The sequence below is a fragment of the Aphanizomenon sp. CS-733/32 genome (assembly GCF_028330045.1).
GTDB classification, from domain to species: domain Bacteria; phylum Cyanobacteriota; class Cyanobacteriia; order Cyanobacteriales; family Nostocaceae; genus Dolichospermum; species Dolichospermum gracile.
In genome coordinates this window covers 17,863-37,729 of sequence record NZ_JAQMSE010000054.1, presented here as the reverse complement: position 1 = coordinate 37,729, position 19,867 = coordinate 17,863, and the positions used below count along the sequence as shown (strand labels likewise).

Sequence of the window (19,867 nt, the reverse complement as noted above, 5' to 3'; positions counted from 1 at the left end):
TGCAGCCTACAAAACAAAAAACAAATCTCAAAACCAAAGAACCGTGGGGCGCACGGTCTTAAAGCTCAGTTAATGTCCTCATAGAGGAGTCACTGAGAAGCCCACACTCACCTGAAAGGGAGTGTGTGGAGTACGTCACTGATATGAAGTCAATATGAATCACCTTAACTTCGATATATGGTAGGGGTAAAGCAAAAGCTCATTGGTGCCAACTTAACGTAAAACCCTTAATAAATAAGGAGGAGAACAAGAGCGATGGCGAGGAATGAACTGGCATAGGCGATTCCTAGGTCGCCCTTCGCGATCGCATTTGTGGTGCGGGCATCTTGCCCGCTAGAATTATACAAACTAAATGCACAACAGCTTACCCCCACCTGAATCCTTGCCAATCCAAAATCCAAAATCCAAAATCCAAAATTGGATGACCGAACCATGTTAAAATACATCTCGCATATAAAAGCTGTATTTGATTATTAGGTGGATTTAAACAAACATGGAAGCAGCACTATTACTAGCAAAATTGCCTGAAGCTTACCAAATCTTCGACCCCTTGGTAGATGTATTACCTGTGATTCCCGTCTTCTTCTTGTTACTTGCTTTTGTTTGGCAAGCAGCAGTGGGCTTCAGATAAATTACCCATCTCCAACTTTTTGGACAGGTAACATCCACCTGTCCTATTTTTTTGGTAGAATTAATATTTCTTAATATTCTGCAATAAATCAATATAATTAATCCAGTCACATCCTCAATCACCAGCAATCTACTATGGGAAACATCAAATTTGTCAAAGAGAATCGAGAAATAGTCGTCGCCAAAGGTGCTAATCTTCGACTAAAAGCCGTAGAAAATGGCATTGATATTTATAAATTTTTCAGCAAAATCACCAATTGCGGAGGCGCTGGACAATGTACCACTTGTGTTGTCCAAATTGTCGAAGGACTAGAAAACCTATCTCCCCGCACGGAACTAGAAAACCGCAAATTCAAAAACAAGCCTGACAACTACCGTCTAGCTTGTCAAACCCTAGTGAACGGACCTGTTAGCGTCATCACCAAACCTTAAAGCCAATAAAAGATTTGGCTTCACTCTGTCATCTATGATGCTATTCTGGAATAGTTGACTCGAAATTACACAAAAGGCTATCTTGCTATGCAAGTTAATGATTTGGGTTTCGTAGCGAGCATTTTGTTCGTATTAGTACCCGCGGTGTTTTTGATCATGCTTTACATCCAAACCTCCAAGACTGAAGGTTAATTGACAGCTTTGCGAACAGCTATTAGCTTTTGTGAGCAATTTAAAATCGGTGGAAAAGACAGTTAATATCTGGTCTATAAAATAAAAACCCCCCTAAACTAAATATAGTGCAGGGGTTTTTATTTAGGGGTTGGTGATAGCGTAGCGTGGCGTTAGCAATATAAACCTAGAACTGAGATATATCAAGAGTTTGAAAGTAAAAAAGGTGAAACAAGTGCCAGGAATAAGCGTTGAAACTACCAAAACCCTATCACTTGACCAAATTCAAGAGTATTCTTCTCTTCTGCTAATTCTGACTCCTGACTCCTGACTCCTGACTCCTAGCTCTCACAGACAAATTTTATGGCTTACGCCACGCTTCGCTATCAGCAAACCCTATTAGGGCTTGCTAATACGAAGACACTACCCAGTAGTACGTGCCAAAAGCACCGGGCAGGTAGCATTAACACGAACATAATCAGATAAAGATGAGCCAATTAGCCGATCTATATCAACAAAACTCTTAGCAATAGATGGGCGACGGTCCGGAGAACCAATCAATAATAAGTCTATATTCAACTCATTGGTTAAACGACAAATTTCTTCTCCTGGTTTACCACTGCTAGTAACACAACGCACAGCTACAGATTGTCTCTCAGCTTCTGCTAAAGCCATTCCCAAAACAGAATTCTTCTCTGGTTTGAGGTCAGTAATACCTGATAATTTACCACCTAAATCTGCATTAACATTAGCTAAAACCAATTGTCCGCCCGTAACACCCCGGAGTAAGAACAAAGCTAAATTTAAGCAATTTTTAGCAGCATCAGAATTATCCATTGCCACCATAACGCGCTTAATGTTCTTGACATAAATGTCATCTTTCACCAGCAACATGGGACGGGAAGATAATTGAAAAACGTACTGACTGACAGAATTAGAGAAAATTGATTGTAGTCGCTTCATCCCCCGTGAACCCATAATAATCAAATCAGCTGCCATTTCGTCAGCGACTTGACAAACCACATCCTTGGGATCACCTTGACGTAAAATCGAAGAAACTTGGCTGGGGTCTAAGTTTAAATATTGAATAGCCTTAGCCAGAATTTTGCCCCCTTCTTCCCATTTGTCCGTCATTACAGACGCGGTGCTTTGTGGAGTAACAACGTGGAGAACGGTGACTTTTGCGCCTCGAAATGAAGGGAGTTCTTTCAAGTTCTTGAGCATTTCTTCCGCGTGTCCCAAACCGGAGACAGCCAACAAAATTTTTTGGATCATTTTTCCGTCTTTGTCGTGAAGGTTTTTGTGGTTTTTGCTGCTAGTATTGAGCTATGGCTGCGTCAGGCAAGCGATCAGAATATTCTTCATGATGTGCTAAATAACCAAGTTGAGTATTTAGGCATAAATTAACTGATTAGCAGCAAAACTAATACCAACAAGCAAAAGAGTTATTAATGTTAAGTTTTTGTATGCCTAATTACGTGAAGTGACAACTAGGTTGCCTATCATTAAGCATACAGCTAATTGTGTCCGATAAAATTAATAAAATCTGATGTTGGTTATCATTTGTAATCTATATTAATTTTTTTTAATTTAAGTTAAGTAGGTGGACATTAAAAATTATTGTGATGACAAGGGAACAGGGAACAGAAAAAACTCATATTTTTAAACTCGAGATATAAATAATAACACTGTTTTTCCGATCTACGCATCTTTTAAAAACATCTTTTTTTTGACTGAAACTCTAAACAATACAAGTAGGTGAACACAATAAAACCAATCTGTGTAAAGAAAAGTAAAATCGCCCAAACCCTCTTCACTCTTGCTTCTTGCATGATTGCCTCTTGCCTTCCCATAACGACGATTTTCCGTAGAGAGCTTTAACTTTATGTCCCCAAATTATAATTCCATAAAAATAATTAGCATTGCCACAATAGTATTATCTTTAAACGCTTGTAGCAGCAACCAAAATACACCTCAACTAAAAATCAATAGCGAGTCTTTAAAAGTTGCCATTCCTAACAATCAAGTGAATCTCAAATCACAACTACCAGCTAAAGTTGAAACCCTGAATTTTACCGTTCCTGCTAAATATCAGGCAAAAACCGTTTCTAAAGTCGCGCCTAGCAACAAAGAGAAAGTCATTGCTTTAACAATTGATGATGGTCCCTGGCCAAAAACCACCGCAGAAATGTTAGATATCCTCAAACAAAATCAGGTAAAAGCTACATTCTTTTGGGTAGGAAGTGCTTTACAAGAAAACCCCGAAATTGGTAAACGAGTTGTCGCTGAAGGTCACGCTATTGGTAATCATACTTGGCATCATTGGTATCGAAAGATGGATGAAGCTACAGCCAAAAGTGAAATTGAAAAAACAAATGAATTAATTTATCAAACTACAGGTGTCAAAACATCTTTTTTTCGTCCCCCAGGAGGCTATTTAAACAACGGATTAGCTGCTTATGCTAAAAGCCAAAAAAACTCCGTTGTCTTATGGTCAGTGACTTCGGCAGACACCGATCCGCGGGCAAAATATCAAGTATTTGTGAAAAATGTTCTCAGAGATGCTAAACCAGGGGCTATTGTCTTAATGCACGATGGTGGCGGGAATCGTGAAAGAACCGTGAAAGCCTTGCCAGAAATCATCAGCGGACTCAAACAGCAAGGCTACCGATTGGTTACAGTTCCTGAACTTTTAGAAATGCATTAATGACGGGGAATTTTGGATTTTAGATGAAAAAAATTTGGCATAAGTCCCCGTCCTTCCTCTTATTCCAGGGTTGCTTGCATATCCATCCAAAACCTCTCAGCAAATGTCACGGTCGGGTGAACAGGTGCTTTAGGTAATTTCCGTAAAAGCATCCCAGCTTCAGCCGGGATTTTATCACCTTTGCGAGAATTACATTTTTCGCAAGCTATGACTACGTTATCCCAAGTATGTCGGCCGCCTTTGGATCGGGGAATGACATGATCTAGGGTGAGATGTTTGTTAGTACCGCAATATTGACAACTACTATGATCTCGTCGTAAAACCTCCCGACGATTGACTGGGGGGATTTTCCACATTCGTTCCGTTGCCGCAACTTTTAAGCGAATGTGTTTGGGTACAGAGAGGACGAATCTGGATGAGTGAATTAACCAACCGCCTTCTGTAGAAAATTCTAATGGTTCAGCTTTATTGCTGACCAGCAACACTATCGCCCGCTTGACATTTACCCGACACAGTGGCAAGTAATTCTGGGAAAACACGACCACAGATTGCTCTAATACTTGGATTGCGCTTGTCACAGCCTGACTCCTTATAAAAAAACCCCCACTTTCTGTCGGAAACATTGCGGGGGTTAACAATTGACCTGATGGTTTTTCGTCTTATTTTGGTACAGCATTTTTCTGCTTGTACCTTTTATTTTTTGCCCTTGATATTGGCTATCCTCGCCCATAAATAAATTCTCCACGTTCCCAGCAGCAAATTCCCAACTGCCGAGGCATTGGGTTGCTTGTGAAGACGTGGAGATGGGATAAATGGATTTCACAGAAAATTTCACTTATTGAACATTCCTTTAAACATACTACACTTGTATTACTATCCTGTCTATACCTATAAGGAGAAAAAATCATGCAGATCATTACACGCACCCCAACAACTGATATGGAAGTTACCAGTATCCGTCTAGAACGGGAACTGAAGGAGAAACTCAAAGATATAGCTGGCAATCAGGGATATCAGTCTTTAATTCGAGATATCCTTTGGAATTATATCCAGCAAAAATCAGGTGAATGGAAACCCCGTTTTTCTAAATCTGATATTCGCGCTAGTATTGCTGCTGTAGCACAACAAGATGACCGCTGTGTACTTACAGGTAAATTAATTGAATCGCAACAGTCAATGTTATTAGGACTGACTAGGAATGGTGATATAGTTCCTCTGAGTCTGAAGAGTTTGGTTGATTAGTCGGCAGTTTTAGTTAATTTTGCCCAGCCGCTACCTTAGTAACTGGGTAAAATACTAATTTTTAGATTTATTTAAGACAATTGTACGGATCAGGTCAGGTTTCCCGTGTTAATTCGGATGTAAAAGTTGATATTTCTAGGTTAATTATAGAGTAATTACGGTTTATATCTAGTTAGAGGCAGGATAAGCTAAATGCCAGACTCGCACAAGATCAAATTTTCAAATATTATTTTCACTATCACTAAGTAGGTTAGCGTTGAAAATCGTCGTTATGGCAAGGCAAAAGGCAAGAGGCAAGAGTGAAGATGGGTTGGGCGATTTGGCTTTTCTTTACACAGATTGGTTTTATTGTGTTCACCTACTTATTAGTTAGTTTGTGAGATCCATTATTTAGAAAACCTCCCCAGCAGCAAATACTCAATGTTAAGGCAAATTTAGTAGGAACATGGACAAAAAAACTTCTGTTTACATATCCAGGAAAGCCAATCATGACTAATAATTGTGAAGATGAAAATACTAGTAATTCTGCTTCTTTATCTGCCATTAAGGAGTTTCCTCATGGGATATTAATGCCCTTAGAAAGTCAAGGTAAGGTTTTAGGATTTGTAGTTTTACAGCAAGCAACTACTCGTAATTGGGAAACAGCAGACTTAAATTTAATAGAAATGCTTTGCGCTCAACTAAGTGATGCTGTTATTCAACCCCAAACATTGCCACAAGTGCAAACTTTAGCAGATGAATGGACTGAAGAACTCAAGCGTAGTTTGGAAGTTCAAGCGAAATTGTATGAAAGAACTAGGCAATACGTAGAACAACTACAACAATTAAATGAACTTAAAGATGAATTTGTCAGCAATATTAGCGATCGCTTGCGCTGTCCTCTGACAAATATGCTGATGTCTATCCATAATTTACGTTTACCAGGAATATCCCCAGAACGTCAAGACCGATATTTAAACATCTTGGAGTCAGAATGTACTAAAGAAATTAACTTAATCAACGACCTGTTAACCCTGCAAAAACTAGAATCTCATCAAGAATCACCGCAATTTGAAGGTCTAGACTTAAATGCTAAAATTCACACCCTCCTCATGTCCTTTGATCAGCAACTTACAGATAAAGAATTAAGTATTGCCGTAGAATTACCGAGTCAGCCGATAAAGTTGCCAACAGAAGTCGAGAGTTTCGACCGAATTATACAAGAATTATTAACCAATGCCTGTAAATACTCGGAGCATGATACAATCGTCCGCGTACAAGTCACTCCCCAAATTACAGGGAAACTCGATCAGGTCATTATTAAGGTAACAAATACCGGACAGGGAATATCTGGAGAAGAAGCGGCTTATATATTCGATAAATTTCGGCGTGGTAAAGGGCGCTGGATTCCCGGAACTGGTTTAGGACTGGCTTTGGTGAAGTCTTTAGTGCAACATCTCAATGGTGTAATTACTGTGGAGAGCATTCCTATCCTCAATTCTCAACTCAGTGAAATTACTTTTACGCTCACGTTTCCTTTATCCTTCCCCCAGTTAACTGATATGGGAGGAGTCAGGAGTCAGGAGTCAGGAGTCAGGAGTCGGAAAAAAGAAAAAGAAGAAGGAGAAGGGAAGAAGGAAGAGGGAGGACATTAGACCTAAATCTTTACCTAGTACAACACGGCGTAAATAAATCAACCATTATCAATCGCCAAAAAGCTTGCTCAGTATTAGTTTTGACTTTTGACTTTTGACTTTTGACGAACGCCTTGCGGTACTAGCTACTTACTTTTTGCCTATTTTCTCGATAATTGTTAATTTTATGAGGGATTTTACCAACAAAAATAGACAAAAAGCACATAGACAAAAAATGGCGATCGCCCAACTATGATACTTGGCGATAATTAAGATTAATCCCGTCAAGAGACTAAATCCTGTTAAACAAGCATAAATTAAGGTTTTGATGGCCAGATAAATTCGTCCTAATAGGCGATCGCTTTCAACATTTTTAACTCTTAATTGTAACTCTCCCCTTTCAACTCTTTCCTCTAATTTTTTGACTAAAACTGCGGTTTTATTCGGTTTTGTCAGTTGATATTGAATAAAATCCCTAGCTTGATGGCTTAATTGAGCGATAGTGTTTCCTTTACTTTTTGTGACTGCTAGACTTTTGATAAATGTTTGGGATAATACTGTAGGATTATATTCAGGCTCTAAAGTTCTCGCAATACCGTCCAATGTAGTTATGGCTTTTAAAATAAATGTCATTTGAGCAGGTAAGCGAAATGGTTGCTGTTCAAACATTTCATAAAGCTCAATTTTTACCTGACTCAATGCTTTAATATCTAAAGGTTTATCGGTGAATTTATCTAATAGAAATGTGACTAATCTTTTGACTGGAGTCATATCTGGGATCGGTTCAAGTAATCCCATCCTCATTAAAGTATTTACTACTTCACTACTATCCTTTTTTAAAATAGCAAAAAAAGTTTTAATCATCTCCTCCTTATTCAAAGTTCCGACTTCTGCCATCATGCCAAAATCATAGAAGATAATACTCCCATCTGAATTGACAGCCATATTCCCTGGATGGGGATCAACTTGGAAAAAACCATCTTGTAATAGTTGCTTTAGATAACAACAAATCCCCGTTTCATTTACCTGGTGAATATTGATTCCACAAGCTTCTAAAGCCGCCTTATCATTGATTTTAATTCCTGGTTTATATTCTAAAGTTAATATTTTGGTCGTTGTATATTGCCAATAGACTTTAGGAACAATAATTCGCGGATATCCACGAAAATTTTCTCTAAATTTATCAGAATTTTTCCCCTCTTGAATATAATCAATTTCTTGAAACAGCAAATCAAAGAACTCATTGTAAATTGATTGTAAATTATACTTTCTTACTCCAGCAAAATATTTATTGCCAAACTTAATTAACTGTAATAATATTTTAAAATCTAAATTAAATAAAGCATCTAAACCGGGACGTTGGACTTTAACAACCACCTCTTCATTAGAGTATAATCTCGCCTTATGAACTTGACCTAAACTAGCAGCAGCCAAAGGATTAAAATCAAATTCTTTATAGATAAATTGGACAGGTTTACCTAATTCTAATTCAATCATCTTAATTGCTTCTTGACTACTAAAAGCCGGAACCTGATCCTGTAAAGTTCCCAAAGCTTCTATATATTCTAAGGGCAATAAATCGGCACGAGTGGACAAAGTTTGACCAATTTTAATAAAAGTAGGACCTAAATCAATTAAAGTATTCACCAACCAAGTAGCGCGGTTTTTCTTATGTTCTAAAGAATCTTGAGGAAAAATACTATCCCACCACAGAAATAACATAAATTTAGCCGCAGCCCTGAAAATGTCTGTTTTTCGGGCTAAGGTAGAATACTTAGTTTTTTGCCAACGAAACTTTTTAGACCTTGCCATCATAAATATAAACAAAAATTGATGTCTGCATGATTGATTTCCTATAATAACTTTTTTTAAACCGTAGGGACTTCCATTCCATATCACTTAATTTATTCTTATCAGAGTAGGGTGTGTCAGATAGAGGAAATTTGTTTTTTGTCAAATTATCGGGTCTGACGCACCCCCCAACAGATAAAATCCACATTACATATTTGGTAAACTTGGTCAGTGCGTAAGCCTATAGTTTAACTATAGTTATTGAATTGTGACATTAGTAGCGATCGCCAAACAAATTTGAATATAATCCTTAATTTTCCCAGACAGCCCGCATGGCAAAGCCATATTCAGTATAGAATTTTCCTAGTTTAATGTTTAAACTCCTTACCTTTGCACCTTTGCGTGAGGATAAATTTATTAAGATTGGAAATATTTATTCCTGCGTTTGTATCACTATAAAAGAACTACAGAAATGTTAAAAGGGACAGAAAAAGAATTTTACTCTTTTTCTATCCCTTTGATAGTACCCCCAAGGGAATTCGAATCCCTGTTACCTCCGTGAAAGGGAGGTGTCCTAGGCCTCTAGACGATGGGGGCTTGTTTCTCTTCACTTTCAACAATATAGCGGGTTTTTTTGAGAATGTCAAGAGGTTTTGGAAAGATTTTTTTTAGCCGTAGGATCAAGGGGTAGGACGAATATCTAGCTGTTGCCCCTTGCCTTTTGCCAAAAGAAATAATCAGACTACAATTTTTGTAAACTTAATGTTTATGATTCTTTAGAGAGGATTTTGAAATCAATGGCTCAAAATCTACAACATGGAAGCACCTTTTGAAATCACCCTCCAGATGGTGATCACTGTTTTTGCAGGCATTACCGCCCAGGTAATGGCTGCATATTTCAAATTACCTAGTATCGTGTTACTACTCCTATTAGGCATCCTGTTAGGGAAAGACGGGCTGGGAATATTACAACCCCATTTACTAGGAACAGGATTAGAAGTGATTGTTTCCCTAGCAACAGCAATCATTTTGTTTGAAGGAGGACTCAAATTAGATCGACAGGAGTTGGGCAAAGTTTCCCTCAGTCTCCAGTTACTCGTCACCTTGGGAACTCTAATCACCCTACTAGGGGGAAGTCTGGCCGCGCACTGGCTAGGGGAGTTTCCCTGGAATATAGCAGTGCTTTATGCGTCCATTGTTGTTGTCACCGGACCGACCGTAATTGGTCCATTAATTCAACAAATTAACGTAGATAGACAAGTCGCAACGCTATTAGAAGGTGAAGGAGTTTTAATAGATCCCGTGGGAGCTATCCTGGCTTACGTTGTCCTGGATACGATTTTAAACGGCGATAGGGACCCAATTAATGCCATTATTGGTCTAATTTTACGTTTCGCTGTGGGTGCGGGCATTGGTGGCGTTGGTGGATACTTGATGAGTTGGATGTTCAAACGCGCCAATTTCATCTCTTTTGAACTGAAAAATTTGGTTGTACTGGCGGTTTTATGGGTGTTGTTTGCCCTAGCGCAAATGATTCGCTCTGAATCAGGAATTATGACCACAGTAGTAGCAGGTGCGGTGTTTGCTAACTCCTCAGTTCCCGAAGAGCGGTTATTGCGAAGCTTTAAAAATCAACTGACAATTCTCAGCGTTTCTGTATTATTCATCCTCCTAGCGGCTGATTTATCCATTGCCAGTGTCTTCGCTTTAGGTTGGGGGAGTTTATTCACGGTTTTGGTGTTAATGTTTGTCGTTCGCCCCATTAACATTATTTTGTGTACTTGGAATAGTGATCTAAATTGGCGACAGAAACTATTTTTAAGTTGGGTTGCACCCAGAGGTATAGTTTCCGCATCTGTAGCGTCTTTATTTGCGATTTTACTGACCCAGCGGGGCGTGAATGGTGGTGATTCGATTAAAGCTTTGGTGTTTTTGACAATTATTATGACGGTTTTTTGCCAAGGTTTAACCGCTGGCTGGTTGGTTAAATGTTTGCGAATTACTTCTAAAGATGCAACTGGGGCGGTAATTGTCGGCTGTAACCCCCTGGGTTTATTAATTGCCCGCTTTTTTCAAGAACGGGGAGAAAGTGTGGTGATGATTGATACTGACCCGGAACGGTTGGCTCAGGCTGAAGCCCAAAATTTGCGGGTGATTGCCAGTAGTGCTTTAGATGGGGAAATACTGGAAGAAGCTGGTATTGGTTCGATGGGGACTTTTTTAGCCATTACTAGCAATGGTGAGGTGAATTTTGTCTTAGCTCAACGGGCTGCTGAGGAATTTAATCCTCCCCGGGTTTTAGCTATATTTCCCCATCATCCCCAAGGTTCTCCTTTGGTTAATAGTAAGGTTGATCAAGCTTTTGTCTCTGATTTAGCGGTAAAAACTTGGAATGAATATTTGATGAATGGACAGGTGAAATTAGGAACAACGACACTAAATGCGGCGGAATTTGACTCTCAACAAGAACATATCCAAGAAAAAATTCGAGAGGGGATTTTAGTACCACTATTGTTGGAACGAGAAGAACGGTTACAGGTGATGTCTGCAAGCCAACAGTGGGAAATAGGCGATCGCATTATCTATCTATTATATGATGCCCGTCCTAATTTGTTAAAACTTCTCTCTGGCGCTAGTCAATCTACACCGTTAACTATGGAAACTTTGGCAGAGGTTGAGGAAGTAAAAGTTAAACAAGTTTAGATTTTAAGTCAGGAGTCAGGAGTCAGAAGAAAGAAATTTCCGACTTTTCCTATACCTAAATGTGCAATTTTAAGATTCAATAGTTTATCCCCATAATCTTCTTCCTGCTTTTCCTTGTAATCTTTCGTGGGTATCTTTTAGTAAGGTGGGAATATCTAAATTTTCTGGACATTTGGGTAAACAATCACCACATTCTGTACAACGGTTGGCTTTCATTCCGGGAAACCAATGTCCGGCATTTTCAAACATTCCATAACGATATTTACCATAATCTGTCATATCATAAGCTACGGCTAAATTTCGTAATCTTAAAACTTCGGGAATATGAATATTTTCTGGGCAAGGTAAACAGGCATAACATTGACTACATTTATCGGTTAATAAGACATGATTTTGCTGATTTTCTAATTTTTCAAAAATATCAATTTCGGCTTTTGTTAATTCATTTTCATGATCAAAAAGTTCTGGAGATATTACTAACTCTTCTGGTTTTGCTGGTCCTATACTCAAAGTATGAATGCGGTGATCACTCAGCAAAAACCGATAATTTAAATCTAATGGTGTCAAGGGGTGACAGAGTTCTTTTAAAGCTTGGGGTGGAGTATATAATTTTCCGCCTTTATCGGCAGGAGAAATAATAAAAACGCCCATATCTTTCTCTTTTGCTAACTGAATGGCGGGGGCATTATGTTGAAAAAAATAGTAATAATGGAGATTAATAAATTCAAAAAGATTTGTATTTATTGCTGCTAAAATTACATCTAATGAACCGTGAGTGGAAAAACCAATATGTCGCACTCTCCCATCATTAATAGCTTCCTCAACAGCTTGCATACAGCCATTTTTAGCTTGTACCCATTCTAAATGTTGCCAAGTATTTAATCCATGAATTCCTAAACAATCCAGATAATCTAAATTCAAGCGATTTAAAGATTCATCAATATCCCGACTCATAGAATCAGCATCAGGTGTCGGGGAAATTTTGGTAGTCATGTGAATTTGACTGCGAGGTACTGATAAACCAGCTTTTATCGCTTTACCTAAATATGCTTCACTCTCACCGTAACCTCTAGCAGTTTCTAAATGATTAATTCCTAAAGATAAAGCTTTTTCTAGAAGTTGTTGGACATTCTCGCTATCAGTTAAACAGCGCATTGTTCCCAAAGAAAAAACAGAAAGATATAAATTAGTTTTACCAAAACGACGATATTGCATATAGTAACTAACAAAGCCAACAATTATTTGTCTGTTGAATCCGTAAAAATAGCACAGAAAACAGATTTCTGTGCATAACCGGGAAACGCTATAGTTAACCTGACCTGAGTTCGACATAGGATAATTTTTGGAAAACTGCCCCAAGTATAAGTCTCAAACCCTTATTCTCTCCCTCTTAAAAATCATAACTCCGTTCGCGTAGCGTCTTTGAAGGAGAAACTCCGAACTCAGGTTAACCTGGAGGCCAGGACATAGGACGACGACCAAGGATGTGTATATGTAGGTGATGAACTGTTTGTCCACCATCAGCGCCAGTATTCATAACGACGCGATAACCGTTTTCTAGTCCTGCTGCTGCTGCAACTTTCTGAACTGTTAATAATAGATGTCCTAAAAGTGCTGCGTCTTCTGGTTCAGCGGTAGCGAGGCTGACTATGGGTTTTTTGGGAATAACGAGGATATGAACTGGTGCTTGGGGGTTAACATCTGTAAAGGCTAGGGCTAAATCGTCTTCATAAACAATATTCGCGGGAATTTCTTTACGAATGATTTTGCTGAAAATGGTTTCTGTATTTGGACTCATGCAGTTTTACTTACTCATTTGTTAAAGAGTTTCATAGAAAGTTACCACACAATCAAAGAAACCCCTATGAACTAGATTAACCTATTACGAGACACACTAAAACCACACTAGGAATGGCATGGAGCGCGTCTAAGCTTTTTAGCGTTTTTTTAAAATGAACTACATTTTTTTATCTCACGCAGAGGCGCAAAGGAAGAGAGAAACAAGAGTGTGGTTTAGAGGATGTTTGAAAAGGTAATGCTACAACTGATAAACTTTTCCCTAATTGATATGTTTAAATTTATCAAGATAAAAAATTCGTAATTGATAATTCTTGAAATTACGAATTACAAATTACGAATTACGAATTAAGCTGTCAGTTTAGCTAATGCCTTTTCTACAGCTTTTAATGCTTGCTTGATTTCTGCATCTGTGACAATGAGAGGAGGAACAAACCGCACGACTTTAGGACCTGCAGGAACAAGTAATAAACCTGCGTCCATAGCAGCTTTGACGACTTCAGGGGCCGTTAAAGGAATATCGGCTTTGATTTCCATGCCGTTGATTAAACCCCAACCGCGCACTTCTGAGATATGCTGAGGATATTGACGAGCGATCGCTCTTAATCCTTCTCGTAAATGTGCGCCCTGTTCTCTGACATTCTCTAAAATATTCTCTTTTTCCAAAGTCTCACACACACTCAGCGCCACACCACAAACAAAGGGATTACCGCCAAATGTACTTGCGTGTTCTCCTGGTTGGAAAATATCGCAGAATTTCTTACTCATCATCGCACCGATGGGAATACCACCGCCCAAACCTTTCGCACTGGTGAAAATATCTGGTTCTACTCCCAAATGTTCATAACCCCATAATTTGCCACTGCGTCCCATTCCAACCTGTACTTCATCAAAAATCAACAAAATACCGGTTTCGTCGCAAATCTCCCGTAACCGCTTAAAGTAGGCAATATCCCCAGGACGAACGCCACCTTCCCCTTGCAATGGTTCAATTAAAATTGCCCCTACCCGATAATTACCTTCATCTAATTCAGTAACAGCGGCTTCCACTGCTCTAATATCGTTGTAATTTATATAGTGGAAACCAGGAACTAAGGGATCAAAATGCTTTTGATACTTTGGTTGTCCAGTGGCAGTCACGGTGGCTAAAGTCCGTCCGTGAAAACTGGCATGGGCAGTTAAAATGATCGGGTGGGCAATTTCTAGGATGGTGTGGGCATATTTCCGCGCTAGTTTAATGGCTGCTTCGTTGGCTTCAGCACCAGAATTGCAGAAAAATACTCTATCCGCACAGGAATGATTAACAATCCATTTCGCTAACTCACCCTGTTCAGGAATATAGTACAAATTAGAAACATGATGCAATTTCTGGATTTGTCTAGTTACAGCCTCTACCATTGCTGGATGGGCGTGTCCTAGAGTACAAGTGGCAATACCCGCGACAAAATCCAGATATTCATTGCCCTGACTATCCCAAACACGGCAACCAGCACCCCGTTCTAAAGCCAAAGGAAACCGTCCATAAGTAGACATGACAGCCCCATCAAAGCTATCAACATCAAAAGGTGTAGATGGCATAATACCTGACTCCGGGGGGTTCGTGGCTTGTTCAATTAGAGTTTGCACGCTCACTACCGCTACTCCTGAAAAGCTTGTATCGTAATACTCTACTAGATTCTCGCAAATCTTTCAAAATTTTTGATAACTTCTGACTCGGTGACTCCTAATTCTTAATTGCCTGTGTATTCTACTCTTGAACAAAAATATCAACGTATTCAAAAGGAGTTAATGGCTGGGGCGCTTGCTTTAGCTGGTATTTTCCTAATCGGGACTCTATGGTATTCCCTGGTTGAGGGCTGGAGATGGGAAGATGCAGCTTATATGACTGTGATTACTTTGGCAACTGTCGGTTATGGAGAAACTCATCCATTGGGTAGTCGGGGGCGGTTGTTTACGATTGCTTTGATTTTAATGGGTGTGGTCAATCTTGGTTATATTGTCAATAGATTTACAGCCGCAGTCATTGAAGGTTATTTTCTAGAAGGAATTCGACTCCGACAACAAAGGCGTTTAATGGAATCATTATCAGGACATTATATTATCTGTGGATTTAGTCGCACTGGGCGACAAATTGCTAAGGAGTTTCAGGCTGAAGCTGTTTCTTTTGTGGTGATTGATTCGGAACTAGAATCTGTCCAAAAAGCCCAGGAAATTGGTTATACTGTTTTTCAAGGTGATGCGACATTAGATGATACTTTGTTAAAAGTTGGCGTTACTAAAGCAATTTGTATTGTGGCGGCTTTACCTTCAGATGCGGAAAATTTATATACTGTTCTCTCAGCAAAAACTCTGAATCCAGATATTCGGGCGATCGCTCGCGCTAGTACAGAAGAAGCTGTACAAAAGTTACAGCGTGGTGGTGCAGATGCCGTAATTTCACCGTATATTACTGGCGGCAAACGCATGGCAGCAGCAGCTCTCAGACCGCAGATTTTAGACTTTGTGGATGGGATTCTCTCTGGTGCAGACCGCCAGCTATATATGGAAGAATTTTTACTAGATCCAGACAAGTGTCCCTTCGTTGGTCAAAGTTTACAAAGGGCAAAATTGCGATCGCAATCAGGGGCATTAGTTCTGGCAATACGTCGCCTTGATGGTAAACTCATTGGTGGTCCCACTGGCGACACTGTTTTAATGTCGGGAGATACCCTAATTTGTATGGGTACGGCTGAACAATTGCGGGGTTTAAATCAAATTCTTGGTCCGATTAATTCTACTCCCCTAAAACGTCCGAAAAATAGCTAAAAGCAGACTTATTTTGCAAGTTGGAATATCTATTCTCCCAAAGATCCCCGACTTCTTTTTTAAATTTATAAATAAATGATGAATTCATATTAGAAGTCGGATATCTGGAGTCCTACCAATTGAAAAGCCTGTTTAATACCTACATTCATTGGTAATTTTTGTTCTTTTGCATATAATTCTGCAGCTTTACTATAAGCAGATAACATTTCTCGGCAGTTTTCTACCTGTCCATCTTGACTTTTAATATTCAGCAATACCCAACCTAAATTATGATAGGCTTCGGTCCTGTTTCAAGCAATATTTTATCTAATGATTTACCAACAAGTAATTCCATTACCATGTATGCGGTATCATTTTCTGTAAACCATTCATAAATTTTGGCGATATGAGGATGAACACATTTTTGTAAATAGTTAGCCTCTAATTGAAATTGTTGCAGTTGTTGTTGACGCTGCATAGGGGTAATGGACATTGGCTACAGAACTGTATTACCTTGTCTAGCAGCATTTTCTGGCCATAATTCTTTAATGGCAACTTTGGTAGAGTTGGAGATATAAGTGGCTGCATAAGTAATCCCAAACCCACCTTGTCCTAATATGTTCTCTATTCTATATCTGCCATTTTTTAATAATGTTCCTGGGGATAAATGCAGATTTGATGTGGTGGAAGAAGAGGTTAAAGGTGTACCGCAAGCGATACAGCTAGTTTCATTATCGTAGTTATCTGTGAGACAGGTTGGACATTGAATAGACATAATTGGTAATTGGTAATTAATGAGAATAAGATCCCCAACTTTTTTAAGAAGTCGAGGATCTATGAATTGATTAAAAATTGTAATGCTAAAAGGGTGGCGTTATCAGATGCACCACGTTCTAAAACTTCATTAATAGTCAAATTAACTGATATTTGTAGGTTTTGATCAGGGGTTATTTTGCAGTTTAAAATCATTGGCCGCTAGAAATTTATCCAGAGTTTCTTCATTTACAGGCGATTCGGGACACTTACTACCAGCTTTTCCAAAAGGAACTATAGAAATTTGGGTATTTCCACCGCGTTCACCAGAAATTTTAGTAAATTGACGAATCGCATTAATAGCACCTGCTATTTTTTTAGTTCCTCCACTATCTACTTGATTCATACCGCCAACTTAAACCTTCTGCAATCCCTACAGAACTGCCAATTAATAACCATCCTAATGTTCTGACAATGGGAGTAGGTACACGAATAATTGGTAAAAACAGAATTTGGGAAATAATACCAGCAATTAAACCTGAGACTGTACCTAAACCCAAGGCTATTAATAGGGGCTTTTGTGCAGTTTGAAAACTGCGTTTTGGTCTGGTGGGGTTGCTGATAAATATTTCATTTAGGATCATGCCAAATGCTAGGGAAATGGCTATACAGGGAAATAGAGTAATTTCGGGAAATTGTTTCAATAACCCCAAATCTGTCAGAAAAAATTGACCTATATTCCAGCCTATTAAAGCTGATGTGATGCCGGCTAGTATGTAAAGGTAGATTCTCATATTTGATGTATCTTTTGATTCCTTAAATATTAATTTTTAGGGATAAGGGTGTAAATTTAGTTCGTTAATAAAGCGGTAATCTCTTTGATTTTTGCTTAGTAAATAAGCATTAATACTAATTGCTGTGGCTGCAATAAAAGCGTCAGGAATTAATAGCCCATGACTCAATTTATAGTTAATTAATAGTTCAACAGCTTTATGAGAGATATTTTCATTAACAGGGATTAAAGTGTAGTTTCCCAAAAATTTTTCCAGGTTTTGTAATTCGTTTTTATTGCGACAACCAACGATTAGCTCCATCTTTGTAATTATACTAATTGCTATGGAATAATCGTTAGTTAATGATTCAAGTTTATCAATAGCAACTTGAATACTTCTAGCAGAGTCAATTAAAATATCGGTATCTACAACAATAATGTTATTCATTTCCTATTTCCACTCATTTTGTCTTAACTGACGTAACCATTGATTACTATCTTCCATATCTTTTCTATCTTTCCACATTCCAATAAATGGTTCATTTTCTAAATTGATAGAATTATTTTGTTGTACAGGAAACGGTGTAGTTATATTTTGAGAAATGATCTTTTTTTCTTCATCGCTTAAAGAGTTAATAATTTGAATTAGGGAATCAAGTAATTTAGTATTCATTTTCTTATCCTCTTATTGTCCGTAAGGAAAGGAAACCCATAAATTTACAAACTTCTGTTTCCAGATCCCCGACTTCTTTGATTGATTGTATTCGGAAAACATAAATCTATCTTAGAAGTCGGGGATCTTATCACCTCACCTGAATGCTTACGTTTTTACAGTTTATCATTTTTCAATGCAGTATTTATATTTTACAACAATTCAGTAATTTTTAGGAAGTATTTAACCTTGAGTCAATCACGAACAGGATATAAGGGTAGATTATCATATTTTCTGTATTTTCACTGAATTATTTTTTTGAGGCTGCACTAATCAAGTAAAATATGAATATTATAAAAAATACTCCAAAATTTTGAATAGCAAACCCAATACACACCATATAAAGAATAACCAAATGAGAGCTTGAAAAATCCACTTTATTAAATCTACGAGAAACTCAATCGTGTTTTTGATTAAACTGCCAGTAAAATTTATGCTGGGTGAAATCAAACGTTGGATGACAAAATTGATCATAAATTCAACCAACGTCGGTTTCCGCTTAATCAGTAAACCGTAATTAGAGTTGCAGTATTTTTGATAAGCTACTAACAAGATGTTAAAAAGTGTATCTCCATTAGTAGGATTAAGTTGGAGATATTTTTCATAAGCTATGTTATAAAATAAATCGTTAGCAACGTTGCCTTGACTCACTTGATAAAAATATGCAGCTAACTCATATTCTTTTAACCTTGCCAATAATTCAGCCAAAGGTTGATATTCTTCGCTTTTGTGAGTTCATTGATTTTCTTTTCCCTTAGGTCTGAAGAGGCGAAGCTCCCAACGCTACCGCCTTCCTCTTGTGGGGGTTTTGATATCCCAAACTAAACCTACTTTTTTCAGAGCAAGAATCACCCAACCACCAAGATCAATTTGCCACCATTTCAAACCAAAGAGGGCTGAATGGGGAAAGGCATGATGATTGTTGTGCCAAGCTTCGCCAAAGTTGGCTAGGGATAGCCAGAATGTGTTATGGCTGTGTTCTTCTGTATCAAAAGGGCGCTGTCCATAATAATGGGCAATGGAATTAATCGTCCAAAAAGCATGATTGACGCAAAAGATTCGCACCAATCCTCCCCAGAGAAATCCCTGTAAAATGCCTGTCCAACTCCAGGTAAAAAGTCCGTCTAGAATAGCAGGAATGGCTAAACCGACAACAACCCAAGTCAGATACAAACGATTGACTTTGGTGATAATTGGATCTCTGAGCAAGTCTTTGGTAAAAACAGCCGTATTTGTAACGTCACTGTTCAACATCCAGGCAACTTGCGCATGCCACAATCCCCGCAAAGTTCCCCATTTTTCTCCTTGGTAAATTAGAGGTGAGTGGGGATCACCGGGGCGATCGCTATACTTGTGATGCCTACGGTGAAGACTTGCCCATTGGATAACTGGTCCTTGAGCAGACATAGACCCCAATATCGCCAATAGGACTCTAAGGACTGTATTGGATGCAAAAGCACAGTGGGCAAAATGTCGATGAAAACCTACTGTCATGCCCAACATTGTCAAGGTATACATTACCATGAATAGTCCAATTTCCACCGGACTGATACCAAACTTAAAAGTTGTATAAATGGCTATTACTAACCCAAAAAAAGGAATCAAGATAGTAGCAAAGGCGTAACGCTGTTGCAGGGATTTGAGATAATCATTTTCTATGGTTATCTTTGGTCCTTGATGTTGTGTGGGGCTATCCGATGGTATGGACATTGTATTTCCTCAATTTATGGTAAGTATTCGGCTATGGCCATCGTTTATAT

The 19,867-nt window shown here is 38.5% G+C and carries 23 protein-coding genes, 1 tRNA gene and 1 pseudogene; 9 read left to right on the top strand and 16 right to left on the bottom strand.

The features are described 5' to 3' along the window. Positions 1 to 493 precede the first annotated feature (493 nt). The 3 genes from PN471_RS04645 to psbM all read left to right on the top strand — a co-directional run bounded on the left by PN471_RS04645 (position 494) and on the right by psbM (position 1,254). Positions 494 to 631 carry a photosystem II reaction center protein K gene (locus PN471_RS04645; protein ID WP_006195022.1) on the top strand — a complete coding sequence of 46 codons (138 nt, stop codon included), beginning with the start codon at positions 494 to 496 and terminating at the stop codon, positions 629 to 631. 134 nt (positions 632 to 765) lie between these two features. Then, on the top strand, positions 766 to 1,062 hold the full coding sequence (locus tag PN471_RS04640; protein WP_271775848.1) for a 2Fe-2S iron-sulfur cluster-binding protein: 297 nt from the start codon (positions 766 to 768) through the stop codon (positions 1,060 to 1,062). A gap of 87 nt (positions 1,063 to 1,149) precedes the next feature. Beyond that, complete coding sequence (psbM, locus tag PN471_RS04635; RefSeq protein WP_015079946.1) at positions 1,150 to 1,254, top strand: photosystem II reaction center protein PsbM; 105 nt, start codon at positions 1,150 to 1,152, stop codon at positions 1,252 to 1,254. A 402-nt stretch (positions 1,255 to 1,656) separates the two neighbouring features. Here psbM and PN471_RS04630 read toward each other — a convergent pair whose 3' ends face one another. After that, positions 1,657 to 2,508 carry a universal stress protein gene (locus PN471_RS04630; RefSeq protein WP_193896647.1) on the bottom strand — a complete coding sequence of 284 codons (852 nt, stop codon included), beginning with the start codon at positions 2,506 to 2,508 and terminating at the stop codon, positions 1,657 to 1,659. On the opposite strand from PN471_RS04630, the gene PN471_RS04625 reads away from it, so the two are divergent. Both PN471_RS04625 and PN471_RS04620 read left to right on the top strand, forming a co-directional pair. Further along, positions 2,500 to 2,640, top strand: coding sequence for a hypothetical protein (locus PN471_RS04625; protein WP_193896648.1), 141 nt, complete (start codon positions 2,500 to 2,502; stop codon positions 2,638 to 2,640). The genes PN471_RS04630 and PN471_RS04625 overlap by 9 nt on opposite strands. Before the next feature lie 478 nt (positions 2,641 to 3,118). Beyond that, positions 3,119 to 3,940 carry a polysaccharide deacetylase family protein gene (locus PN471_RS04620; RefSeq protein WP_193896650.1) on the top strand — a complete coding sequence of 274 codons (822 nt, stop codon included), beginning with the start codon at positions 3,119 to 3,121 and terminating at the stop codon, positions 3,938 to 3,940. A gap of 59 nt (positions 3,941 to 3,999) precedes the next feature. Here PN471_RS04620 and PN471_RS04615 read toward each other — a convergent pair whose 3' ends face one another. After that, positions 4,000 to 4,518, bottom strand: a complete 519-nt coding sequence (locus PN471_RS04615) for an HNH endonuclease (RefSeq protein WP_193896652.1) — start codon at positions 4,516 to 4,518, stop codon at positions 4,000 to 4,002. 328 nt (positions 4,519 to 4,846) lie between these two features. Between PN471_RS04615 and PN471_RS04610 the strand changes: the two genes are divergently transcribed. Together PN471_RS04610 and PN471_RS04605 are read left to right on the top strand one after the other, a co-directional pair. After that, positions 4,847 to 5,182, top strand: coding sequence for a ribbon-helix-helix domain-containing protein (locus PN471_RS04610; RefSeq protein ID WP_193896654.1), 336 nt, complete (start codon positions 4,847 to 4,849; stop codon positions 5,180 to 5,182). A 380-nt stretch (positions 5,183 to 5,562) separates the two neighbouring features. Next, positions 5,563 to 6,699 (top strand): annotated as a pseudogene (locus PN471_RS04605) (GAF domain-containing sensor histidine kinase); the annotation flags it as partial. Positions 6,700 to 6,945: 246 nt separating this feature from the next. Here PN471_RS04605 and PN471_RS04600 read toward each other — a convergent pair. Continuing rightward, positions 6,946 to 8,610: an ABC1 kinase family protein gene (locus tag PN471_RS04600; protein WP_271775847.1), complete on the bottom strand. Its 1,665-nt coding sequence runs from the start codon at positions 8,608 to 8,610 to the stop codon at positions 6,946 to 6,948. 500 nt (positions 8,611 to 9,110) lie between these two features. Further along, positions 9,111 to 9,183 (bottom strand) — tRNA-Glu (locus tag PN471_RS04595). Positions 9,184 to 9,402: 219 nt separating this feature from the next. Between PN471_RS04595 and PN471_RS04590 the strand changes: the two genes are divergently transcribed. After that, positions 9,403 to 11,289 (top strand): cation:proton antiporter, encoded by a 1,887-nt coding sequence (locus PN471_RS04590; RefSeq protein ID WP_271775846.1) that lies wholly within the window; start codon positions 9,403 to 9,405, stop codon positions 11,287 to 11,289. Positions 11,290 to 11,373: 84 nt separating this feature from the next. Here PN471_RS04590 and PN471_RS04585 read toward each other — a convergent pair whose 3' ends face one another. The 3 genes from PN471_RS04585 to PN471_RS04575 form a co-directional block, all read right to left on the bottom strand. Next, on the bottom strand, positions 11,374 to 12,504 hold the full coding sequence (locus tag PN471_RS04585; RefSeq protein ID WP_271775845.1) for an aldo/keto reductase: 1,131 nt from the start codon (positions 12,502 to 12,504) through the stop codon (positions 11,374 to 11,376). A 232-nt stretch (positions 12,505 to 12,736) separates the two neighbouring features. Then, positions 12,737 to 13,087: a histidine triad nucleotide-binding protein gene (locus tag PN471_RS04580; RefSeq protein WP_027403240.1), complete on the bottom strand. Its 351-nt coding sequence runs from the start codon at positions 13,085 to 13,087 to the stop codon at positions 12,737 to 12,739. 347 nt (positions 13,088 to 13,434) lie between these two features. Then, positions 13,435 to 14,718 (bottom strand): aspartate aminotransferase family protein, encoded by a 1,284-nt coding sequence (locus PN471_RS04575; RefSeq protein ID WP_271775844.1) that lies wholly within the window; start codon positions 14,716 to 14,718, stop codon positions 13,435 to 13,437. A 108-nt stretch (positions 14,719 to 14,826) separates the two neighbouring features. Between PN471_RS04575 and PN471_RS04570 the strand changes: the two genes are divergently transcribed. After that, positions 14,827 to 15,891 carry a potassium channel family protein gene (locus tag PN471_RS04570; RefSeq protein ID WP_271775843.1) on the top strand — a complete coding sequence of 355 codons (1,065 nt, stop codon included), beginning with the start codon at positions 14,827 to 14,829 and terminating at the stop codon, positions 15,889 to 15,891. 89 nt (positions 15,892 to 15,980) lie between these two features. Here the strand turns inward: PN471_RS04570 and PN471_RS04565 are convergent, their stop codons facing one another. The 9 genes from PN471_RS04565 to PN471_RS04525 form a co-directional block, all read right to left on the bottom strand. Next, positions 15,981 to 16,145: a hypothetical protein gene (locus PN471_RS04565; RefSeq protein WP_271775842.1), complete on the bottom strand. Its 165-nt coding sequence runs from the start codon at positions 16,143 to 16,145 to the stop codon at positions 15,981 to 15,983. A gap of 8 nt (positions 16,146 to 16,153) precedes the next feature. Continuing rightward, complete coding sequence (locus tag PN471_RS04560; RefSeq protein WP_271775841.1) at positions 16,154 to 16,363, bottom strand: protein kinase domain-containing protein; 210 nt, start codon at positions 16,361 to 16,363, stop codon at positions 16,154 to 16,156. Positions 16,364 to 16,366: 3 nt separating this feature from the next. Then, positions 16,367 to 16,645: a hypothetical protein gene (locus PN471_RS04555; RefSeq protein WP_271775840.1), complete on the bottom strand. Its 279-nt coding sequence runs from the start codon at positions 16,643 to 16,645 to the stop codon at positions 16,367 to 16,369. A 165-nt stretch (positions 16,646 to 16,810) separates the two neighbouring features. Further along, positions 16,811 to 17,029 (bottom strand): hypothetical protein, encoded by a 219-nt coding sequence (locus tag PN471_RS04550; RefSeq protein ID WP_271775839.1) that lies wholly within the window; start codon positions 17,027 to 17,029, stop codon positions 16,811 to 16,813. Continuing rightward, entirely contained in the window at positions 17,013 to 17,417 is a 405-nt protein-coding gene (locus PN471_RS04545; RefSeq protein WP_271775838.1) for a hypothetical protein, read from the bottom strand. The genes PN471_RS04550 and PN471_RS04545 overlap by 17 nt, the downstream gene beginning before the upstream one ends. Before the next feature lie 36 nt (positions 17,418 to 17,453). Continuing rightward, positions 17,454 to 17,843, bottom strand: coding sequence for a type II toxin-antitoxin system VapC family toxin (locus PN471_RS04540; RefSeq protein ID WP_271775837.1), 390 nt, complete (start codon positions 17,841 to 17,843; stop codon positions 17,454 to 17,456). A gap of 3 nt (positions 17,844 to 17,846) precedes the next feature. After that, positions 17,847 to 18,068 (bottom strand): hypothetical protein, encoded by a 222-nt coding sequence (locus PN471_RS04535; RefSeq protein ID WP_271775836.1) that lies wholly within the window; start codon positions 18,066 to 18,068, stop codon positions 17,847 to 17,849. A 330-nt stretch (positions 18,069 to 18,398) separates the two neighbouring features. Then, complete coding sequence (locus PN471_RS04530) at positions 18,399 to 18,815, bottom strand: hypothetical protein (RefSeq protein ID WP_271775835.1); 417 nt, start codon at positions 18,813 to 18,815, stop codon at positions 18,399 to 18,401. 75 nt (positions 18,816 to 18,890) lie between these two features. Beyond that, positions 18,891 to 19,817: an acyl-CoA desaturase gene (locus PN471_RS04525; protein WP_271775834.1), complete on the bottom strand. Its 927-nt coding sequence runs from the start codon at positions 19,815 to 19,817 to the stop codon at positions 18,891 to 18,893. Between the last annotated feature and the right edge of the window lie 50 nt (positions 19,818 to 19,867).

Bases quoted from the DNA above. Each gene is read 5' to 3' on its own strand.
- PN471_RS04610 (WP_193896654.1), top strand. From the start codon at position 4,847: ATGCAGATCATTACACGCACCCCAACAACTGATATGGAAGTTACCAGT.
- PN471_RS04640 (WP_271775848.1), top strand. From the start codon at position 766: ATGGGAAACATCAAATTTGTCAAAGAGAATCGAGAAATAGTCGTCGCC.
- PN471_RS04620 (WP_193896650.1), top strand. From the start codon at position 3,119: ATGTCCCCAAATTATAATTCCATAAAAATAATTAGCATTGCCACAATA.
- PN471_RS04630 (WP_193896647.1), bottom strand. From the start codon at position 2,508: ATGATCCAAAAAATTTTGTTGGCTGTCTCCGGTTTGGGACACGCGGAA.
- PN471_RS04550 (WP_271775839.1), bottom strand. From the start codon at position 17,029: ATGAATCAAGTAGATAGTGGAGGAACTAAAAAAATAGCAGGTGCTATT.
- PN471_RS04560 (WP_271775841.1), bottom strand. From the start codon at position 16,363: ATGTCCATTACCCCTATGCAGCGTCAACAACAACTGCAACAATTTCAA.
- psbM (WP_015079946.1), top strand. From the start codon at position 1,150: ATGCAAGTTAATGATTTGGGTTTCGTAGCGAGCATTTTGTTCGTATTA.
- PN471_RS04590 (WP_271775846.1), top strand. From the start codon at position 9,403: ATGGAAGCACCTTTTGAAATCACCCTCCAGATGGTGATCACTGTTTTT.
- PN471_RS04585 (WP_271775845.1), bottom strand. From the start codon at position 12,504: ATGCAATATCGTCGTTTTGGTAAAACTAATTTATATCTTTCTGTTTTT.
- PN471_RS04645 (WP_006195022.1), top strand. From the start codon at position 494: ATGGAAGCAGCACTATTACTAGCAAAATTGCCTGAAGCTTACCAAATC.
- PN471_RS04600 (WP_271775847.1), bottom strand. From the start codon at position 8,610: ATGATGGCAAGGTCTAAAAAGTTTCGTTGGCAAAAAACTAAGTATTCT.
- PN471_RS04525 (WP_271775834.1), bottom strand. From the start codon at position 19,817: ATGTCCATACCATCGGATAGCCCCACACAACATCAAGGACCAAAGATA.
- PN471_RS04555 (WP_271775840.1), bottom strand. From the start codon at position 16,645: ATGTCTATTCAATGTCCAACCTGTCTCACAGATAACTACGATAATGAA.
- PN471_RS04540 (WP_271775837.1), bottom strand. From the start codon at position 17,843: ATGAATAACATTATTGTTGTAGATACCGATATTTTAATTGACTCTGCT.
- PN471_RS04580 (WP_027403240.1), bottom strand. From the start codon at position 13,087: ATGAGTCCAAATACAGAAACCATTTTCAGCAAAATCATTCGTAAAGAA.
- PN471_RS04545 (WP_271775838.1), bottom strand. From the start codon at position 17,417: ATGAGAATCTACCTTTACATACTAGCCGGCATCACATCAGCTTTAATA.
- PN471_RS04535 (WP_271775836.1), bottom strand. From the start codon at position 18,068: ATGAATACTAAATTACTTGATTCCCTAATTCAAATTATTAACTCTTTA.